The sequence below is a fragment of the Amycolatopsis orientalis DSM 40040 = KCTC 9412 genome (assembly GCF_000478275.1).
GTDB classification, from domain to species: Bacteria; Actinomycetota; Actinomycetes; order Mycobacteriales; family Pseudonocardiaceae; genus Amycolatopsis; species Amycolatopsis orientalis.
This window is the reverse complement of sequence record NZ_ASJB01000097.1, coordinates 171,277-187,695: the sequence shown is the minus strand read 5'-3', so window position 1 is coordinate 187,695 and position 16,419 is coordinate 171,277. Positions and strand designations below refer to the sequence as shown.

The 16,419-nt window shown below is 69.9% G+C and carries 15 protein-coding genes; 10 read left to right on the top strand and 5 right to left on the bottom strand.

The genetic code is table 11. From position 1 onward, the window contains the following. Positions 1–69: 69 nt before the first annotated feature. Complete coding sequence (locus L324_RS39465; protein WP_235783778.1) at positions 70–2,568, bottom strand: M14 family zinc carboxypeptidase; 2,499 nt, start codon at positions 2,566–2,568, stop codon at positions 70–72. A 236-nt stretch (positions 2,569–2,804) separates the two neighbouring features. On the opposite strand from L324_RS39465, the gene L324_RS39460 reads away from it, so the two are divergent. Next, the gene (locus L324_RS39460) at positions 2,805–3,488 is read left to right on the top strand and encodes a DUF998 domain-containing protein (protein WP_037321153.1); all 684 of its coding nucleotides are present in this window, start codon (positions 2,805–2,807) and stop codon (positions 3,486–3,488) included. On the opposite strand, the gene L324_RS39455 is transcribed toward L324_RS39460, so the two are convergent. After that, on the bottom strand, positions 3,445–4,161 hold the full coding sequence (locus tag L324_RS39455) for an ABC transporter ATP-binding protein (RefSeq protein WP_037321150.1): 717 nt from the start codon (positions 4,159–4,161) through the stop codon (positions 3,445–3,447). The two genes, L324_RS39460 and L324_RS39455, sit on opposite strands and share 44 nt — an antisense overlap. Beyond that, positions 4,158–5,240: an ABC transporter permease gene (locus L324_RS39450; protein ID WP_037321147.1), complete on the bottom strand. Its 1,083-nt coding sequence runs from the start codon at positions 5,238–5,240 to the stop codon at positions 4,158–4,160. The genes L324_RS39455 and L324_RS39450 overlap by 4 nt, the downstream gene beginning before the upstream one ends. A gap of 171 nt (positions 5,241–5,411) precedes the next feature. Here L324_RS39450 and L324_RS39445 point away from each other — a divergent pair, with 171 nt between their 5' ends. From L324_RS39445 to L324_RS39405, 9 genes are all read left to right on the top strand, one after another. Then, positions 5,412–6,620 (top strand): sensor histidine kinase, encoded by a 1,209-nt coding sequence (locus tag L324_RS39445; RefSeq protein ID WP_037321145.1) that lies wholly within the window; start codon positions 5,412–5,414, stop codon positions 6,618–6,620. After that, a complete protein-coding gene (locus L324_RS39440; RefSeq protein ID WP_037321143.1) occupies positions 6,617–7,252 on the top strand; it encodes a response regulator in 636 nt (211 codons plus the stop codon). The genes L324_RS39445 and L324_RS39440 overlap by 4 nt, the downstream gene beginning before the upstream one ends. A 358-nt stretch (positions 7,253–7,610) precedes the next feature. Beyond that, a complete protein-coding gene (fabG, locus tag L324_RS39435) occupies positions 7,611–8,372 on the top strand; it encodes a 3-oxoacyl-ACP reductase FabG (protein WP_037321141.1) in 762 nt (253 codons plus the stop codon). Positions 8,373–8,375: 3 nt separating this feature from the next. Further along, positions 8,376–8,828 (top strand): MaoC family dehydratase, encoded by a 453-nt coding sequence (locus L324_RS39430; protein WP_037321138.1) that lies wholly within the window; start codon positions 8,376–8,378, stop codon positions 8,826–8,828. A 91-nt stretch (positions 8,829–8,919) separates the two neighbouring features. Further along, the gene (locus tag L324_RS39425) at positions 8,920–9,945 is read left to right on the top strand and encodes a phosphotransferase family protein (protein WP_037321136.1); all 1,026 of its coding nucleotides are present in this window, start codon (positions 8,920–8,922) and stop codon (positions 9,943–9,945) included. Positions 9,946–9,947: 2 nt separating this feature from the next. After that, on the top strand, positions 9,948–11,171 hold the full coding sequence (locus L324_RS39420) for an acyl-CoA dehydrogenase family protein (RefSeq protein WP_037321134.1): 1,224 nt from the start codon (positions 9,948–9,950) through the stop codon (positions 11,169–11,171). Next, positions 11,168–12,349: an acyl-CoA dehydrogenase family protein gene (locus L324_RS39415; RefSeq protein ID WP_037321132.1), complete on the top strand. Its 1,182-nt coding sequence runs from the start codon at positions 11,168–11,170 to the stop codon at positions 12,347–12,349. Before L324_RS39420 ends, L324_RS39415 begins: the two co-directional genes overlap by 4 nt. Next, positions 12,346–13,461: an acyl-CoA dehydrogenase family protein gene (locus tag L324_RS39410; RefSeq protein ID WP_037321131.1), complete on the top strand. Its 1,116-nt coding sequence runs from the start codon at positions 12,346–12,348 to the stop codon at positions 13,459–13,461. Before L324_RS39415 ends, L324_RS39410 begins: the two co-directional genes overlap by 4 nt. Before the next feature lie 83 nt (positions 13,462–13,544). After that, positions 13,545–13,937 carry a DUF7715 family protein gene (locus L324_RS39405; RefSeq protein ID WP_051174377.1) on the top strand — a complete coding sequence of 131 codons (393 nt, stop codon included), beginning with the start codon at positions 13,545–13,547 and terminating at the stop codon, positions 13,935–13,937. 20 nt (positions 13,938–13,957) lie between these two features. Here the strand turns inward: L324_RS39405 and L324_RS39400 are convergent, their stop codons facing one another. Together L324_RS39400 and L324_RS39395 are read right to left on the bottom strand one after the other, a co-directional pair. Next, positions 13,958–14,584, bottom strand: coding sequence for a TetR/AcrR family transcriptional regulator (locus tag L324_RS39400; protein WP_037321129.1), 627 nt, complete (start codon positions 14,582–14,584; stop codon positions 13,958–13,960). Between the two features lie 95 nt (positions 14,585–14,679). After that, positions 14,680–16,335 (bottom strand): AMP-binding protein, encoded by a 1,656-nt coding sequence (locus L324_RS39395; protein WP_037321208.1) that lies wholly within the window; start codon positions 16,333–16,335, stop codon positions 14,680–14,682. Positions 16,336–16,419: the final 84 nt, after the last annotated feature.

Below are 16,419 nucleotides of genomic sequence, written 5' to 3'. Positions count from 1 at the left end.
CCCGAACAAAGTCAGGTGTTGCAACCACCACTAGAACCCAAGGGGAAGGGGGCCTTCACGCGCTGGGACTTACCGGACCGAGCGCTCCTTCGAGGCGCGCGCGGAGCGGGTGCAGACCTCACCGACGTCGACCGTCTGGCCGCGGTCGATGTAGACGTCCGCCAGCCCGACGAGCTTGCCCTTCGGCGACGTACAGGTCAGCTGGTACGCCTCCTTGGGGCCGTAGGTCGGCGGGATCGGCGACTGGAACGACACGCCGCCGGTCCAATCGTCCACAGTGGACGGGCTCGCCTGCGCGTAGTTCACCAGCACGGCCCGGTAGTCCCCGGCGGGCGGGTCGTACAGGATCGCGTGCTCTTCCGTGGTCGAACCGTTCGCCGACGACGACACCATGTTGCCCGCGGCGTCGAAGACGTACAGATCCCAGTCGGTGTCCTGGCTGGCCCACTTGACGTCGACGCTGAACTTCCCGTTGTCCACCTTCGGCAGCCCGTCGACGTGGAAGGTGAAGCTCTCCGACGTCGGGTCGGTCGGGTAGTTCTGGTTGATCGCCGGGACCCCGGCCGGGTTGACCGCCTGGATCGCGGGCTGCGCCGGTCCCTGCGGCTCGCGGCCATAACGGCCCGCGACGTAGGGCCGGGTCGACGGGTTGACCGACCACGCGAACCGGCCGCCGGTCGAGGCCAGCGACGAGTTCAGGGTGTCGGTCACGTAGATCGGCGGCTTCGTCGAGCCGTCCGGCTGCACCACCGGCGAGGTCGGCGTCTGGAAGGTCTTGTGCAGCTTCAGCTGGTAGCCCTTCGGTGCGGTGCCGATCAGCGTCGAGTGCGCCGCCGGGTCCGCGGTGTTGGCCAGCATGTCGACGAAGGCCTGCCGGTTACCGCCCTTGCCCGCACCCGCCGCGGGGGCGACGCCGGTGTACTCGGCGACGACACCGTCGGAGAACGGCGGGTGGAACTCGTTGGGGCCGACCTCGAACGTGAAGCCCCAGCCACCGGTGGCCCAGTACGACCAGTCCTCGGTCGAACCGGTCGTGTCGTAGAGCGCCCACGACGGCTGGCTGGTGTATCCGTTACGCGAGGCCATCTTGTCGCCGAGTGCCTTGTACGCCGGTTCGTCGAGCGGCGGGCGGACGGCGGCGACACCCGGGACACGCAGCACCAGGTTGGAGAAGGTGTGCAGCGTGATCAGGTTGGTCACCTGGCGGTTGGACACGATCGAGCGGATGTTCTGCGTCTCGGGCTCGGAGAACGGGCCGGAGCCGCGGAACGTGTCGCTGCGCCACAGGGTCGACGCGCCGGCGCCGCCCCAGAAGCCCGCGTAGTTGCGGTTCGGGTCGGTGCCGCGTTCACGGCCGCCGGGGTTGGCCTTGCAGACGCCGGTCGCGAACTCCTTGGGCGAGTCGTTGACGTTGCAGTTCTTGCGCTTCATCTCGTAGTCGAAGCGTGAGAAGTCGCCCTTGGGCTCGGCTTCACGGGAGATTTCGAAGCCGTCGGCGTTGACGATCGGCACGACGATGTTGCGGGTCCGGCCGACCAGGCCACGGATTTCGGCGTTGCCGCCGGTGTAGCCCTTGATCAGTTCGTGGGCCCATTCCATGGCGTGCTCGCCGGCTGGCCACTCCCGGGCGTGGTGCACGCCCATGGTGAAGTTGACGGGCTTGCCGTCGGCGATGTTCTTGACGTCGGTCGCGATCTCGAGGCCGACGACGTCACGGCCTTCCCAGGTCGGCTGCGGCAGGGTGAACGCCGTGACGAGCTTGGGGTTCTTGCGGGCCAGTTCCTTGACCTCGAACTGGTAGTCGTACAGGTGCCGGTAGCTGGTACGCCCGGACGGCAGGGTCGAGCCGGGCGTCTTCGCGGCGTACTCGCGGTCGGCCTTGGCGTTGTTGATCGACCTCCCCGAGAGATCGGCGTCGATCACCTTCGACTTGAAGCCACTGTCCGCCAGCGTCTTGCGGTCGGCGTCGTTGGCGAGGACGACCTCGACACCGGTGGCGTCGGCCTTCTCGGTGACGTCCAGGCCGAGCCGGAGGAGCTTGTCCTTGTCCTTCTTCGCCGGGGTCTCGACGCGGACCAGTTCGGCGCGCTGCGGCGCGGGCGCGGCACCGGTCGGCGTTCCCTGCGGCGTGAGCGCGAGGAAATCGACGCCCAGCAGCGCGTCGCGCGTCTGCCCGTCGTACCGGCAGGTCTGCACGACCAGCTTCTGGTCCTTCTTCACGAAGCCTTCGGCGAGCTCGTGGCTGCGCAACGCGGCGGACGCGGCGACCACGGCACCGGTGGCCTGGTCGAAGACCGCGAGATCCCAGTCGCCCTCGGTGCCGCCACGAGGCGCGAGCCGCGCCTGCAGCAGACCGTCCACTGTGGACGTGAACTCGCGGCGATCGGTGCCGGACGTACCCGGCTTCTGCAACGCGGCGAAACAGGACCGCGGTACGGCCTGGCCGGCCCGCACCACGTTGTCCGCGGCCCCCGCCGTCGTGGCCGACGGAAGTGCCACGAAAGCGCCGGCGAGCACCAGTGTCGCCGCCGTCCATCCCGCTCTTCGCCGATTTGGTGAATACCCCACAGACTGACCTCCTTGGACAGTCCGGTGACCGGGTGAGGTCACCGGTAGCGAGACCCTAGACCCGAGACCCCGTCCGGGGGACCCGCCACAAGTCGCGTACACCCCTTTCGGCCCAACGATCTCACCGACCGTGCCGGAACGATCACCACCGACCGTGCCGCGGAATGGGACTTTCCTGTCGATTCCGACAGGTCGGCCTAAGAAAACCTTCAGGATCGCGTGGTTACCTTTCCACCATGACGACGCCCCAGGTCACCGCCCGGTCACCGCTGGCCCTGCTGGCCGCCGTGGTCTCGGTCGCCGGCGGAGCGCTGCTGATCCTGCTGCTGCAGGTGCTCCCCGCCACCAGCGACATCAGCCCGGTCCGCCGCACCATCAGCGAATACGCGCTGAGCGAGCACAAGTGGATCTTCGACGTCGCGGTCCTGCTGGTCGCGTTCGGCTCGGCGATCGGTTTCGGCGCGCTGATCCGCCGCAAGCACCTTCCCGCCCTGTCCGCGGCCTCGCTCTTCTGCGCGCTCTGGACGGTGAGCCTGGTGGTGATCGTGGCGTTCCCGAAGAACAACTGGGCGATCGGCCCGAGCACCGGCGGCACCGTGCACCGCATCGCCAGTGTCGTCGCCTTCATCGCGCTGCCACTGGCCGTGTGGTTCGCCGCGAAGGCCGTCTTCTCCTCCTCCCCCGCCCGCCGCGCGGTGACGCGGGTGCTCGCGGTGGCGGCGCTGGCCTGGTTCGGCGTGATCCTCGGGGCGATCGTGGTCTCGATGAACGGCGGCAGGCCGTGGTGGCAGGCGATCCCGCTGGGGCTCGTCGAACGGGCGATGGCGCTGACCGGGCTGATCGCGCTGGCGTCGCTGCTCATCCCGGCGCGCGTGGTCACCGCACCGGTGACCGAGCAGGCCGAAGCCCTGGCGGGCTGACCACGCGGGCGCCCAACCGTCCATCGTGGACTTCGGCGATCCGGTCGACGGCGGTGAGATGCGTGGCGTCGTGGGTGACCAGGACGGTCGCGGTGGCGCGCTGGTAGGTGAGGCGGGCCAGCAGGGCGATCACCGCGGCGCCGCGTTCGTGGTCGAGTGCGCTCGTCGGCTCGTCGACCAGGAGCACGGTGGGTTCGTTCATCAGCGCGCGGGCGATGTTCACGCGCTGTCGCTGGCCACCGGAGAGCTGATGCGGACGGCGGCCCGCCTGGGGTGCCAGCCCCACGGCGTCGAGCAGGTCCATGGCCCGGCCGCGTGCCTTGGCGGGTGAACGGCCGTCGATCCGGGCCATGACCTGGAGCTGTTCGGCGGCGGTGAGCGAGGGCAGCAGATTGGGCTGCTGGAAGACGATCCCGATCTTGCGGCGGCGGAGGTCGGTGAGTTCGCCGCGGCTCAGACCGGTGGTCACGGTGCCGTCGACGGTGACGGTCCCGCTGTCGGGCGTGATGAGGGTGGCGGCGACGGCGAGCAGGCTGGACTTGCCGGAACCCGACGGGCCGGCGACCGCGGTCAGGCTGCCGCGGGGAACGTCGAGGGTGACGTCGTCGAGCGCGGTGAGCCGGGAGTCGCCGTCGGGATAGGTGAGGGTGATGCCGGTCAGGTTCAAGCTCATCGTGCGCTCCCCAAGGCGGTCAGCGGGTCGACGGAGGTGACGCGCCGGACGGACAGCCCGGCCCCCAGCGCGCCGAGCAGGATCGTCACGGCGGCGGGGAAGAGGACCGTGCCGGGTGTCAGCACGAAGGGCACGGCCGAGCCGGCGAGGACGGCGCCGAGCCCGGCAGCCAGCCCGGTGCCGAGAAGGGTGCCGCCGACAAGGAGGACGACGGCCTGGCCCAGCGCGTCCTTCAACAGGCCCGCCGTGGTGGCGCCCAGTGCCTTGAGGACGGCGATGTCGCCACTGCGCTGGATGGTCCAGACGGTGAAGAACGCGCCGATCACCAGGGCGGAGATGGCGAACAGGAAGCCGCGCATCAGCTGCAGGGAGCCGTTTTCGGAAGTGTAGGAACCGATCGCGGACAACGACTCGTCCTTCGAAACCGTCGTCGTGGCCGCGGCCTGGTCGGTGGCGGCGACGGCGGCGTCAGCGGTGGTGGTCAGCGCGAGCACGGTCGCGATCGGCTCGCCGCCGGTGGGTGGCGCCGTCTTCGCCCAGACGGCCAGGCTGGCCCAGATCACCGGGGTATGACTGAACCAGGCGTCACCCGCCACCGCGGCCACGGTGAGCGGCCGCCCCGCCAGCGTGATGGTTCCCCCGGTCCCGACGCCGAGGTCGTCGGCGGCGGACGCCGAAAGCACCACCGAGTCTCCGGCGATCGCACCACTGTCCGGAGCGAGCGGCGAGCCGGTCCGGACACCGAAGACGGAGACCCCGCCGCCGCGATCCCCGGCGGTGGCCTTGGTGGTGGCGATGCCCAACGGTTCGACGCCGGTGACACCGGGGGTTGTGGCCCACAGCCGTCGCTGCTCCTCGGTCACCACCGAGTTGGCGTAGGAAAGGCCTTGCCCGGCACCGGGAGCGGCGAAGACGATCTTGTCGGCGGGCAGGCCGGTGACGGCGGAGATGTTCTGCTGCCCCAGTCCGGCGGTCAACCCGGACAGCAGGCCGACCAGCAGGGTGATCAGCACGACGACCGTGCCCATCAGCGCGAAGCGCCCTTTGGCGAATTTCAGGTCTCTCCAGGCGACGAACACGGCTCCGGGCTGTCCTTTCCGGCGGGTGGATGGGGTACGTCTCCACGATCGCCGACGCCGGGCGCCGGGGCGTCCGGCCGGAGATGGCTCTTCGCACGCCGAAGGACGGCGCGCCGGTTCCACCTTTCGATAGAGGCGGTTCCCGGTCCGTCTCCGTAGCCTGGACGCATCGTGAACACCGCCGCTCCCGCCCTGCCGCCGACCGGCCGGGTCCTGACCTGGTGCCTGCACCTGCTGCTCGTCGCCCTGCTGGTCCTCGCCGTGGGGCGCGCCGTCACCGGCGGCCTGCCCCGGACCGGTGCGATCGTGGCGGTGGCGGTGGTGTGCGGGCTGGTGTACGCGGCCGGGCCCCTGCTGCCCCGGGTGCGCGCCTCCCGCGGGCTCGCCGCGGGATGGCTGGCCGTATTGGGCGCGGTGTGGCTCGTCCTGCTGGTACTGACCGCCGACGGCGTCTGGGTCGCCTTCCCGTTGTACTTCCTGCAGCTCCATCTGCTCTCCCGGCGGGCGGGGCTGCTCGCGGTGATCGCGACCGCGATCGCCGCCATCACCGCGTTCGCCGCCCACCAAGGGTTCTTCAGCCCGGCCGCCGCGATCGGCCCGGCGCTCGGGGCCGCCGTCGCGGTCGCCGTCGTCTGGGGATACCAGGCCCTGTACCGCGAAAGCGAGCGACGCCGTCACCTGATCGAGGAACTCACCGCCACCCGCGCCGACCTGGCCGAGGCCCAGCACGTCGCCGGGGTGATGGCCGAGCGGGAACGCCTGGCCCGCGAAATCCACGACACCCTCGCGCAAGGGCTGTCCAGCATCCAGCTCCTTTTGCGCGCGGCCGGACGGACCCTGCCCGAGACCGCCGGGAACGCCGGTCGTTACGTGGACCAGGCACGCCAAGCGGCGGCGGACAACCTCGCCGAGGCCCGCCGGTTCGTCGCGGCCCTCGCCCCGCCCGCCCTCGACGACACCACTTTGGCCAGTGCGCTGGAACGGCTGTGCGCCACCACCAGCGCCCGCCACCGGATCACCGCGCGCTTCCACCTCACCGGCGACCCCACGCCGCTGCCGACCGCGCACGAGGTCGCCTTGCTGCGGATCGGGCAAGCGGCGCTCGCGAACACCGTCCGCCACGCCGAGGCCACCACCGTCGACGTCACCCTGAGCTTCCTGGGCGGGCACATCGCCTTGGACGTCGTCGACGACGGGATCGGCTTCGACGTCGACAGGCCATCCTCCCCGGACCCCGAGACCGGCGGCTTCGGACTGGCCGCGATGCGAAGCCGGACCCAAGCGCTCGACGGCACGCTCACCATCGAGTCCTCCCCCGGCCACGGCACCGCCCTCGCCGCCCGCTTGCCCCTCGCCGCCGAGCCCGAGGACCGCCCGTGACCGGCACCCCGATCCGTCTTCTCGTCGCCGACGACCACCCGGTGGTCCGGGCGGGGCTCCGCGCCGTGCTCGAAACCGAACCCGGTCTCCTCGTCGTCGCCGAGGCCGCGACCGCCGAGGCCGCGGTGGCCCGCGCCGCCGAAGGCGACATCGACGTCGTCCTGATGGACCTGCAGTTCGGCACCGGCATGAACGGGGCGGAGGCCACCGCCGCGATCACCGCCCGGCCGGGAGCGCCCCGGGTCCTGATCGTCACCACCTACGACACCGACGCCGACACGCTGCCCGCGATCGAAGCCGGGGCCACCGGCTACCTCCTCAAGGACGCCCCTCCCGAGGATCTGGCCGCCGCCGTGCGCACCGCGGCCGCCGGGCGCACCACTCTCGCCCCCACCGTCGCCGACCGCCTCATGAACCGCATGCGCCGACCCGCTCTCGCGCTGACCCGGCGGGAGATCGAAGTCCTCACCCTGGTCGCCGACGGCCTGTCCAACCGGGCCATCGCCGATCGGCTGCACCTGACCGAGGGAACCGTGAAATCCCATCTGGCCCGCAGCTACACCAAGCTCGGCGTCGACTCACGGACCTCGGCCGTCGCCACCGCGACCGGCCTCGGCCTCATCCGGCGCTGAGCGCCCGGCCCCGCGCACGCCTGGGCGCCATCAGCGGTCGTGGCACGCCGTCGGCCGCACGACGTCGCAGCGCTGAAGGGCGCTTTCCCCGCATCGCATGCGGGGAAAGCGCCCTTCGCCGCATGAGATGCGGGGAAAGTCCCCTTCAGCCAGTCGAACGCGACCTTGATCGGCCCTGACCCGATAACCCCAGGTGACGTGATCCCAGTCACAGGAAAGGCCGTCCGGGGCAGCCAGCTCGGCGATCGCGATACGGACGCCGTCGCCGATGCGGGACACGTCCCCTGGTTTCCTTGGAAAGCAACCGCTTAGTACGGCAGACTCGACGGCACTTCCACTCGACGACGAGGAGTCACCCGTGACCGAACACCCCTCCCGCGTAGCGATCGTCACCGGTGCCGGCCGTGGCATCGGCGCCGCCGTGGCCAAGCGGCTCGCCTCCGACGGATTCGCCGTCGGCCTGCTGGACCTCGACGAGGCGGGCGTCAAGCAGGGAGCCGAAGCGATTGTCGCCGAGGGCGGCAAGGCCGTCGGTGTCGCGCTGGACGTGGTCGACGCCGCGCAGGTCGAAGCCGCGGTGACCCGGGTGGCCGAGGAACTCGGCGCGCCGACCGTGCTGATCAACAACGCCGGCATCACCCGCGACAACCTGCTGTTCAAGATGACCGAGCAGGACTGGGACTCGGTGCTGGGCGTGCACCTGAAGGGCTCGTTCCTGATGACCCGCGAGGTGCAGAAGTACCAGACGCAGGAGAAGTGGGGCCGCATCGTCAACCTGTCCAGCACCTCGGCACTGGGCAACCGCGGGCAGGTCAACTACTCCGCGGCCAAGGCGGGCATGCAGGGCTTCACCAAGACCCTCGCCATCGAACTGGGCAAGTTCAACGTCACCGCGAACGCCATCGCCCCCGGCTTCATCGCCACCGACATGACCGCGGCGACCGCCGAACGGCTCGGCATGTCGTTCGAGGACTTCAAGGCGGCGGCCGCGTCGCAGATCCCGGTGCAGCGCGTCGGCACCCCCGACGACATCGCCAACCTCACGTCGTTCCTGGTGAGCGACGGCGCCGGATTCATCTCCGGCCAGGTCATCTACGTCGCCGGCGGACCGAAGGACTGAGCCATGCGCGAATTCGCCTCCCTGCAGGACTTCGAGAACGCCGTCGGCGAGCACTTCGGGTACAGCGAATGGATGACGCTCACCCAGGAGCGGGTCAACCTGTTCGCCGACGCCACCGACGACCACCAGTGGATCCACGTCGACGTCGAGAAGGCCGCCGAGGGCCCGTTCGGGGCGCCGATCGCCCACGGTTTCCTGACGCTGTCGCTCATTTCGGGCTTCGTCGGGAAGATCTACCGGGTCAACGGGCTCAAGATGGGCATCAACTACGGCCTCAACAAGGTCCGGTTCCCCCAGCCGGTCAAGGTGGGCTCGAAGATCCGCGCGGGCGCCGAACTGGTCGAGGTCACCGACGTCCCCGGTGGCAAACAGGCCGTCGTGCGGTGGACGATCGAGATCGACGGCGAGCCGAAACCGGCGTGCGTCGCGGAGATGGTCGCCCGGCTCATCGCCTGAGGAAGTGACCTCCGGCACCCGGCCGGACCACCACTTCCCGACATACCGACTGGTCGGTACTGTAACCGGAAAGTCAGACGCTGGAGGCACGATGAACCAGACCGACCTGCCGGGCCTCGACCTGGCCAGGCTCAAGGCCCACCTGGACGAGCACCGGCCGGGCCTCGTCCAGGGCGACCTGAGCGGCCGGATCGTGGAAGGGGGCCGGTCCAACCTCACCTACGTGGTGGGCGACGGCCGGTCCCGCTGGGTGGTCCGCCGCCCGCCGCTGGGCCATGTCCTGCCGACGGCGCACGACATGGGCCGCGAGTTCCGGGTGATCTCCGGCCTGCACGGCACGGCGGTCCCGGTGCCGGAAACCGTGCTGCTGTGCGAGGACATCGACGTCATCGGCTCGCGGTTCTACGTGATGGAGTTCGTCGAGGGCACGCCCTTCCGCACGGACACCGAACTGGCCGTGCTCGGCCCCGCCCGGACGAAGGCCATCGCGGACGCGCTCGTCGACACCCTGGTCGATCTGCACGCCGTCGAGCCGGAATCGGTGGGGCTGGGCGACTTCGGCCGTCCGGAGGGCTTCCTCGACCGCCAGTTGCGGCGCTGGAAGAAGCAGCTCGACGGCAACCGCAGCCGCGACCTGCCCGGCGTCGACGAACTGCACGACCGGCTCGCGTCGTCGGTGCCGGAATCGGGCAGGCCGTCGATCGTCCACGGGGACTACCGGCTGGACAACGTGCTGGTGAACGCCGACGACCGGATCACCGCGGTACTGGACTGGGAGATGTCCACCCTCGGCGACCCGCTGACCGACCTCGCACTGCTGGTGGCCTACGCCGAACGAGACAAGGTCTCGCTGCAGTTCGTGTCCAACGCCAGTTCGGCGCCGGGATATCCGAGCAACGACGAGGTCGTCGCGCGCTACGCCGAGCGTTCGGGCCGCGATGTCTCGCGGCTGAACTGGTACGTGGGCTTCGCCTTCTTCAAACTCGCGGTGATCCTGGAAGGCATCCACCTCCGCTACAGCCAGGGCAAGACCGTCGGCGCCGGATTCGACGGCATCGGCGCGGGCGTCGTCCCGTTGATCGCGCACGGCAATGAGACTCTCAAGGAAGAGGGATAAGGATGGACTTCGCCTTCGACGCGAAAACCGAGGAACTGCGGGGAAAACTCCTCGAGTTCATGGATTCGCACATCTACCCCGCCGAATCCGTCTTCGAACGGCAACTCGCCGAACGCGACAGTGAATGGTCGCAGCCGCCGATCGTCGAAGAACTGAAGGCCGAGGCCCGCAAACGCGGTCTGTGGAACTTCTTCCTCCCCGGCGACCACGGCGCGGGGCTGACGAACCTCCAGTACGCGCCGCTCGCCGAGATCACCGGCCGCAGCCTCCGGCTCGCCCCGACCGCGCTCAACTGCGCCGCCCCGGACACCGGCAACATGGAAGTCCTCACCATGTTCGGCTCCGAACAGCAGCGGAAGCAGTGGCTCCAGCCGCTGCTGGAGGGCGAGATCCGGTCCGCCTTCGCGATGACCGAGCCCGACGTCGCCTCGTCCGACGCGCGCAACATCGCCACCAGCATCCGCCGTGACGGCGACGAGTACGTCATCAACGGCCGTAAGTGGTACATCTCCGGCGCGATGAACCCGAACTGCAAGATCTTCATCGTGATGGGCAAGACCGATCCGGACGCGCCCGCGCACAAGCAGCAGAGCATGATCCTGGTCCCCCGCGACACCCCCGGCATGACCGTGAAGCGCGGCATGCACGTGTTCGGCTACACCGACGGCGACCACGGCGGGCACGCCGAGGTGATCTTCGACGACGTCCGCGTGCCCGCCGAGAACCTCATCGCCGGCGAGGGCGACGGGTTCGCCATCGCCCAGGCCCGCCTCGGCCCCGGTCGGATCCATCACTGCATGCGCGCCATCGGGATGGCCGAACGCGCGCTGGAACTGATGTGCCGCCGGGCGCTTTCGCGCGAGACCTTCGGCAAGCCGATCGCCGAACAGGGCGTGGTGCAGGACTGGATCGCCGAGTCGCGGGTCAAGATCGAACAGCAGCGGCTGCTGGTGCTCAAGACCGCGTGGCTGATGGACACCGTCGGGAACCAGGGCGCGCACACCGAGATCCAGGCGATCAAGATCTCCACGCCGATCACCGTCGAGTGGATCCTCGACAAGGCCGTGCAGCTGTTCGGCGCGGGCGGGGTCAGCCAGGACTTCCCGGTCGCCGAGATGTGGGCGCAGGTGCGGACGCTGCGCCTGGCCGACGGTCCGGACGAGGTGCACAAGCGTTCGCTGGCGCACCGTGAACTGAAGAAGTACCGCGGGGAGGGCTCGAAGTGACCACCGTAGAGGACCTCAAGCGGCGCGTGGCCGAGCTGCTGGCCGCGTATCCGCCGGAAAGCACGCCACGCCAGGACTTCCTCGACGCCCGGTTCGACGCCGGGCTCGCCTGGATCCACTTCCCCGAAGGACTCGGCGGACTCGGCGCGCCGCGGTCCCTTCAGTCCGTTGTGGACAAAGAACTCGCCGCGGCGGGCGCGCCGGACAACGACAAACGGCGGATCGGGATCGGCCTCGGCATGGCCGCGCCGACCATCCTCGCCTTCGGCACGCCGGAGCAGCATCAGCGCTTCCTTCGTCCACTGTGGACCGAGCGGGAGGTGTGGTGCCAGCTGTTCAGCGAGCCCGGCGCCGGATCCGACCTCGCCGCGCTGGGCACCCGCGCGGTACGCGACGGCGACGACTGGGTGGTGACCGGGCAGAAGGTCTGGACGTCGGGCGCGCACAAGTCGCAGTGGGCCATCCTGGTCACCCGCACCGATCCCGACGTGCCGAAGCACCGTGGCATGACGTACTTCCTGTGCGACATGACCGCCCCCGGGGTCGAAGTCCGGCCGCTGCGCCAGATCACCGGCGAGGCCGAGTTCAACGAGGTCTTCCTCAGCGAGGTCCGCATCCCCGACGCGCACCGCCTCGGCGCGGTCGGCGAGGGCTGGAAGGTCGCGCAGACCACGTTGATGAACGAACGGGTCGCGATCGGCGGGACCGAGTTCCCGCGCGACGGCGGGATGGTCGGCGTCGTCACGAAAACCTGGCGCGAGCGCCCGGAACTGCGGACTTCGGAACTCCACGACCGCCTGCTGAAACTGTGGGTGGAGGGCGAGAGCCTGCGCCTGGTCGCCTCGCGGCTGCGGCAGCAACTGGCCGCCGGCGCGCCGGGACCGGAGGGTTCGGCGGTCAAGGTGGCGTTCTCCGAACTGAATCAGGCCGCGTCCGGGCTGGAGATCGAACTGCTCGGCGACGAGGGCCTGCGCTACGACGACTGGACGATGCGGCGTCCCGACGGCGTGAACTTCCTCGGCCGCGAAGCCGGCTACCGCTACCTGCGCGCGAAGGGGAACTCCATCGAGGGCGGCACCTCGGAGGTCCTGCGCAACATCATCGCCGAACGCGTGCTGGGACTGCCGTCCGAGCCGCGGATCGACAAGGACGTCGCCTGGAAGGACCTGCCCCGATGAGCGACCTGCTGTATTCCGAGGTCGAAGAGGACCTTCGCGCGAGTGTCCGCGACCTGCTCAAGGACCGCGCCGAACCGGCGTCGCTGATCGCCAGGACCGAGACGGCGGAACCGTACGACCTGAAGCTGTGGCGCACCCTCGCCGCCGATCTCGGCGCGGCGGGCCTCGCCGTCCCGGAGGCGCTGGGCGGGCACGGCGCTTCGGCGCGCGAAGTCGCCGTCGTGATGGAGGAACTCGGGCGCAGCGTCGCCCCCGTCCCCTATCTCGGCAGTGCCGTGCTGGCGACGACGGCCCTGCTGGCGACCGACACCTCACAGCCGGAAGTGACCGAACGACTGGGGAAACTGGCCGCGGGCACGCTCATCGGCGCGCTGGCCGTCCCGCTGTCGACCGCACCCGGCACCGGGTTCCCCTCGACGGTCACCGCGGCCGCGGACGGCACGCTCAGCGGTCAGGTCCGCAGTGTCGCCGACGCCTCGGTGGCCGAACTGATCGTCGTCCCGGCGGTCGGCCCCGACGGTCCCGGCCTCTACACCGTCGACGCCGCTTCGGCGGGGGTGACGGTCACCGAGGCGACCTCGCTCGACCTGACCCGGCGCATTTCCGACGTCACGCTGGAGAACGTGGTCGCGAAGCGGGTCGCCGACCCCGCCACCGCACCGTCCGCTTTGGACACCGCGCTCGTGACCGCGGCGGGCCTGCTCGCTTCGGAACAGCTCGGGATCGCCGAATGGGCGCTGACCGAAACGGTGCGCTACCTCAAGGAGCGCTACCAGTTCGGCCGTCAGGTCGGCTCCTTCCAGTCGCTGAAGCACCGGCTGGCGAATCTGTACACGGATCTGGTCAATGCCAGGGCGACCGCCCGCTACGCCGCCGACTGCCTGGCTTCCGGTGACGACATCGCGATCGCCGTCGCCGTGGCGCAGGCGCGCAACTCCCTCATCGCCGTGCACGCCACCGAAGAGGCGATCCAGCTGCACGGCGGGATCGGCATGACCTGGGAGCACCCCGCGCATCTGTACCTCAAACGCGCGAAGAGCGACGAGATCGCTTTGGGCACTCCTGGACGGCATCGCGCGGCCCTCGCGCCGCTGATCGACCTGCCCGCCTGATCCTCCCGGCGGGGTCCGCCCCGGAAAGTGTCGGACCCCGCCGGTAAAACCTGTTCGAACATCAGAGCGAACAGGGAGTCATCATGAAACTACTCGTGGCCACCTCGAAGACCCAGGGTGCGCGGGAGAACGACTTCGACCACTGCGTCGAGGGCGAACTGATCTGGATCGCCCCGTGCTGCGACGAAGGCGACACCTCGCCGGATTCCGCCTGCGGCTGCGGCCGGTCGTTCTGCGGGCTGAACTCGCACGAAGGGACGACGACGGCGCTCGTCGCCGAACTGCCCGGCTTCACCTACTCCGACTACGCCGAAGCGATGCGGTCGAGTCTGGCCGCCCAGGGCTGGCCACCGGAAGCCGCCGACGAAGTGGCGAGAGGCATGGTGGCCTTCACCTCCGGATGGGAGGTGGGAACGGTGCTCGAACGCCGCTGCGACTGGTTCGCCGAACGTCTCGTGGCCGCGCCGCCAGGCTGAGCACCCGGCGGGTCACCGCGCTATTCGGGTCGCAGCGCGGCCAGCAGGAGATCGGCGTAGTGGTCGCCGATCTGGCGGGCCGAAAGCGCGCCGCCGCGCCGGTACCAGGAACCAAGGTGGTGCACCGAACCGAAGAAGAAGTCGACGATCACGTCGGCCGGTTTGTCCGCGCGGAATTCGCCGGACACCTGGCCCTCCTCGATCAGCGTGCGGAACCGCTCGTGGTACTTGCGGCGTTCCGCGCGGACGGCCTTCTGCTTCTCCACGCTGAGCTGGTGCATGGACTGCATGAAGATCGTGTTGTCGTCGAGGTTGTCGATCGTGCTGACGACGACGTCGGAGGCGGCCGAACGCAGCCGCTCCCGCAGCGGCGCCTCACTGGAAGCGACCTTTTCCAGTTGCTCGGTCTGCGCACGCAGCACCCGGGCGTAGATCTCGTAAAGGAGGTCGTCCTTGGAGCCGAAGTAGTGGTACATCGCGCCCTTGGTGACCCCGGCCGCCTCCACGATCTCCTGCACGGAGGTGCGGTCGAAACCCTTCTTGGCGAAGAGTTTCGTGGCGTGCGACAACAGCCGTCGCGGTACGGCGGCCTGGTCGTCGCCGCTCGCCTCGGCCGTCCCCGCCTTGCGGGTGGTCGCTCGTGTCATGGCCGGCTCCTTCTCGTGCGGACATTCAGCATACCGGCCGGTTTGTCGAGGTCCGGGGAGCGGGACAGCCGACGGTTCCGCTCCTGGTCACCGGCTCAGCCCCTGGCCCGGAGTTCGCGGCGGAGGATCTTGCCGCTCACCGTCTTCGGCAGTTCGTCCAGCACCTCGATCACCCTCGGGTACTTGTACGCGGCGAGGCGTTCCTTGCAGAACGCGACGAGATCCCCCGGATCGGGCGTGCTGCCCGGCGCCGGGCTGACGTAGGCCTTCACGGTCTCGCCGCGATAGTCGTCCGGAACGCCGACGACGGCCGCTTCACGCACCGCCGGATGCGTGTACAGGACGTCCTCGACCTCGCGGGGCCACACCTTGAACCCGGAGGCGTTGATCATGTCCTTCTTGCGGTCGACGACGTAGACCCAGCCGCGTGGGTCCATGAAGCCGATGTCGCCGGTCAGGAGCCTGCCGCCGGGAAGCGCCGCTTCGGTCGCCTCGGGCCGGTTCCAGTAGCCGGGGATCACCATCGGTCCTTCGACGGCGATCTCGCCCGCCTCCCCGAACGGCAGCTCCTCGCTGTCCTCGCCGAGGATGCGCACGACGGTGCCGGGGACGGGCAGGCCGATCGAGATCGTCCCCGACTCCTCGTCGATGGGCGCCTCCAGGCTGCCCGGCACGACGATGCAGCCGGCGGTCGTCTCGGTGAGGCCGTAGCCGTTGTGGATGTAGTGCCCGAACCGCTCGCGGAACACGTCGACGACCGCGGGCGGCAGCGCCGCCCCGCCGGAGTACAGCAGCTGGAACGACTCGAAATGCCGTCGGCCGACATCGGGCTGTGCCATCAGCGCCATGTACGCCGTTGACGGGCCGACCGTGTACGCGGGCTTGTGCTCCAGGAAGGCGTCGAGCACGACACCGGGCTCGAACCGGTACGCGAGCGCGAGCGTGCCGCCGATGTCGATGGCGGAGGCGATTTCGCAGACCATGCCGGTGATGTGGAACAGCGGCGCCAGGCCGAACAGCGTGGCGCCTTCGCCGAGACCGCTGAAGGTGCTGAGGACGGCCGCGTTCGCGCCGAGGTTGCCATGGGTGTTCATGGCGCCCTTCGGGGTTCCGCTGGTGCCCGAGGTGTAGCTGATCAGCGCGACGTCGTCCAGGCCGGACGCGAGATCCGGTGGCGGTCCCCCGGCGGCGGCCCGCGCCACCTTGAGCAGATCGGCCGCGCCTGGCGTGGGCTCCCGGACGGACCTGCCGAACACGCGCGGGTCGTCGCGGGTCTGCAGATCGAGTTCACTGGTGGTCAGCGCGATCTTCACGCCGCTGCCGGGGACGAGCGGCGCGACGCGGCGGTTCCAGCCGCTCTGCGAGCACACGACCGCGCGGACCCCGGCGTCGCCGAAGACGTGCCGCAGTTCCCGCTCGCGGTACATCGGGTTGACCGGGACGACGATCCCGCCCGCCTTCCACGCGCCGAGCAGGGCCAGCACGAACTGCGGGATGTTCTGCAGGATCAGCGCGAGCCTGTCCCCGGGGGCGAAGCCGGACGCGATCAGATGCCGCGCGATGCCGTCGGAAAGCTCGTCGACCTCGCGGTAGCTCATCCTGCCGTCGAAGTAGGCGATCGCGGTGGCGTCCGGGGAGCGCCGCGCCGTCCGCCGGAACGCCGACGGCACGGTGGTCGCCTCCGGGATTTCCGCGGCCTTCATCCGGTCGTCGTAGGCGGCCAGCCACGGCTTCGCGTCGTAAGGGCTCATGCAGGTGTCCTCCTTGACCATCCCCACACCGACCAGTCGGTACGACTGACCGTAGGAGCGGCCCCAGGACCCGTCAAGGCCTCG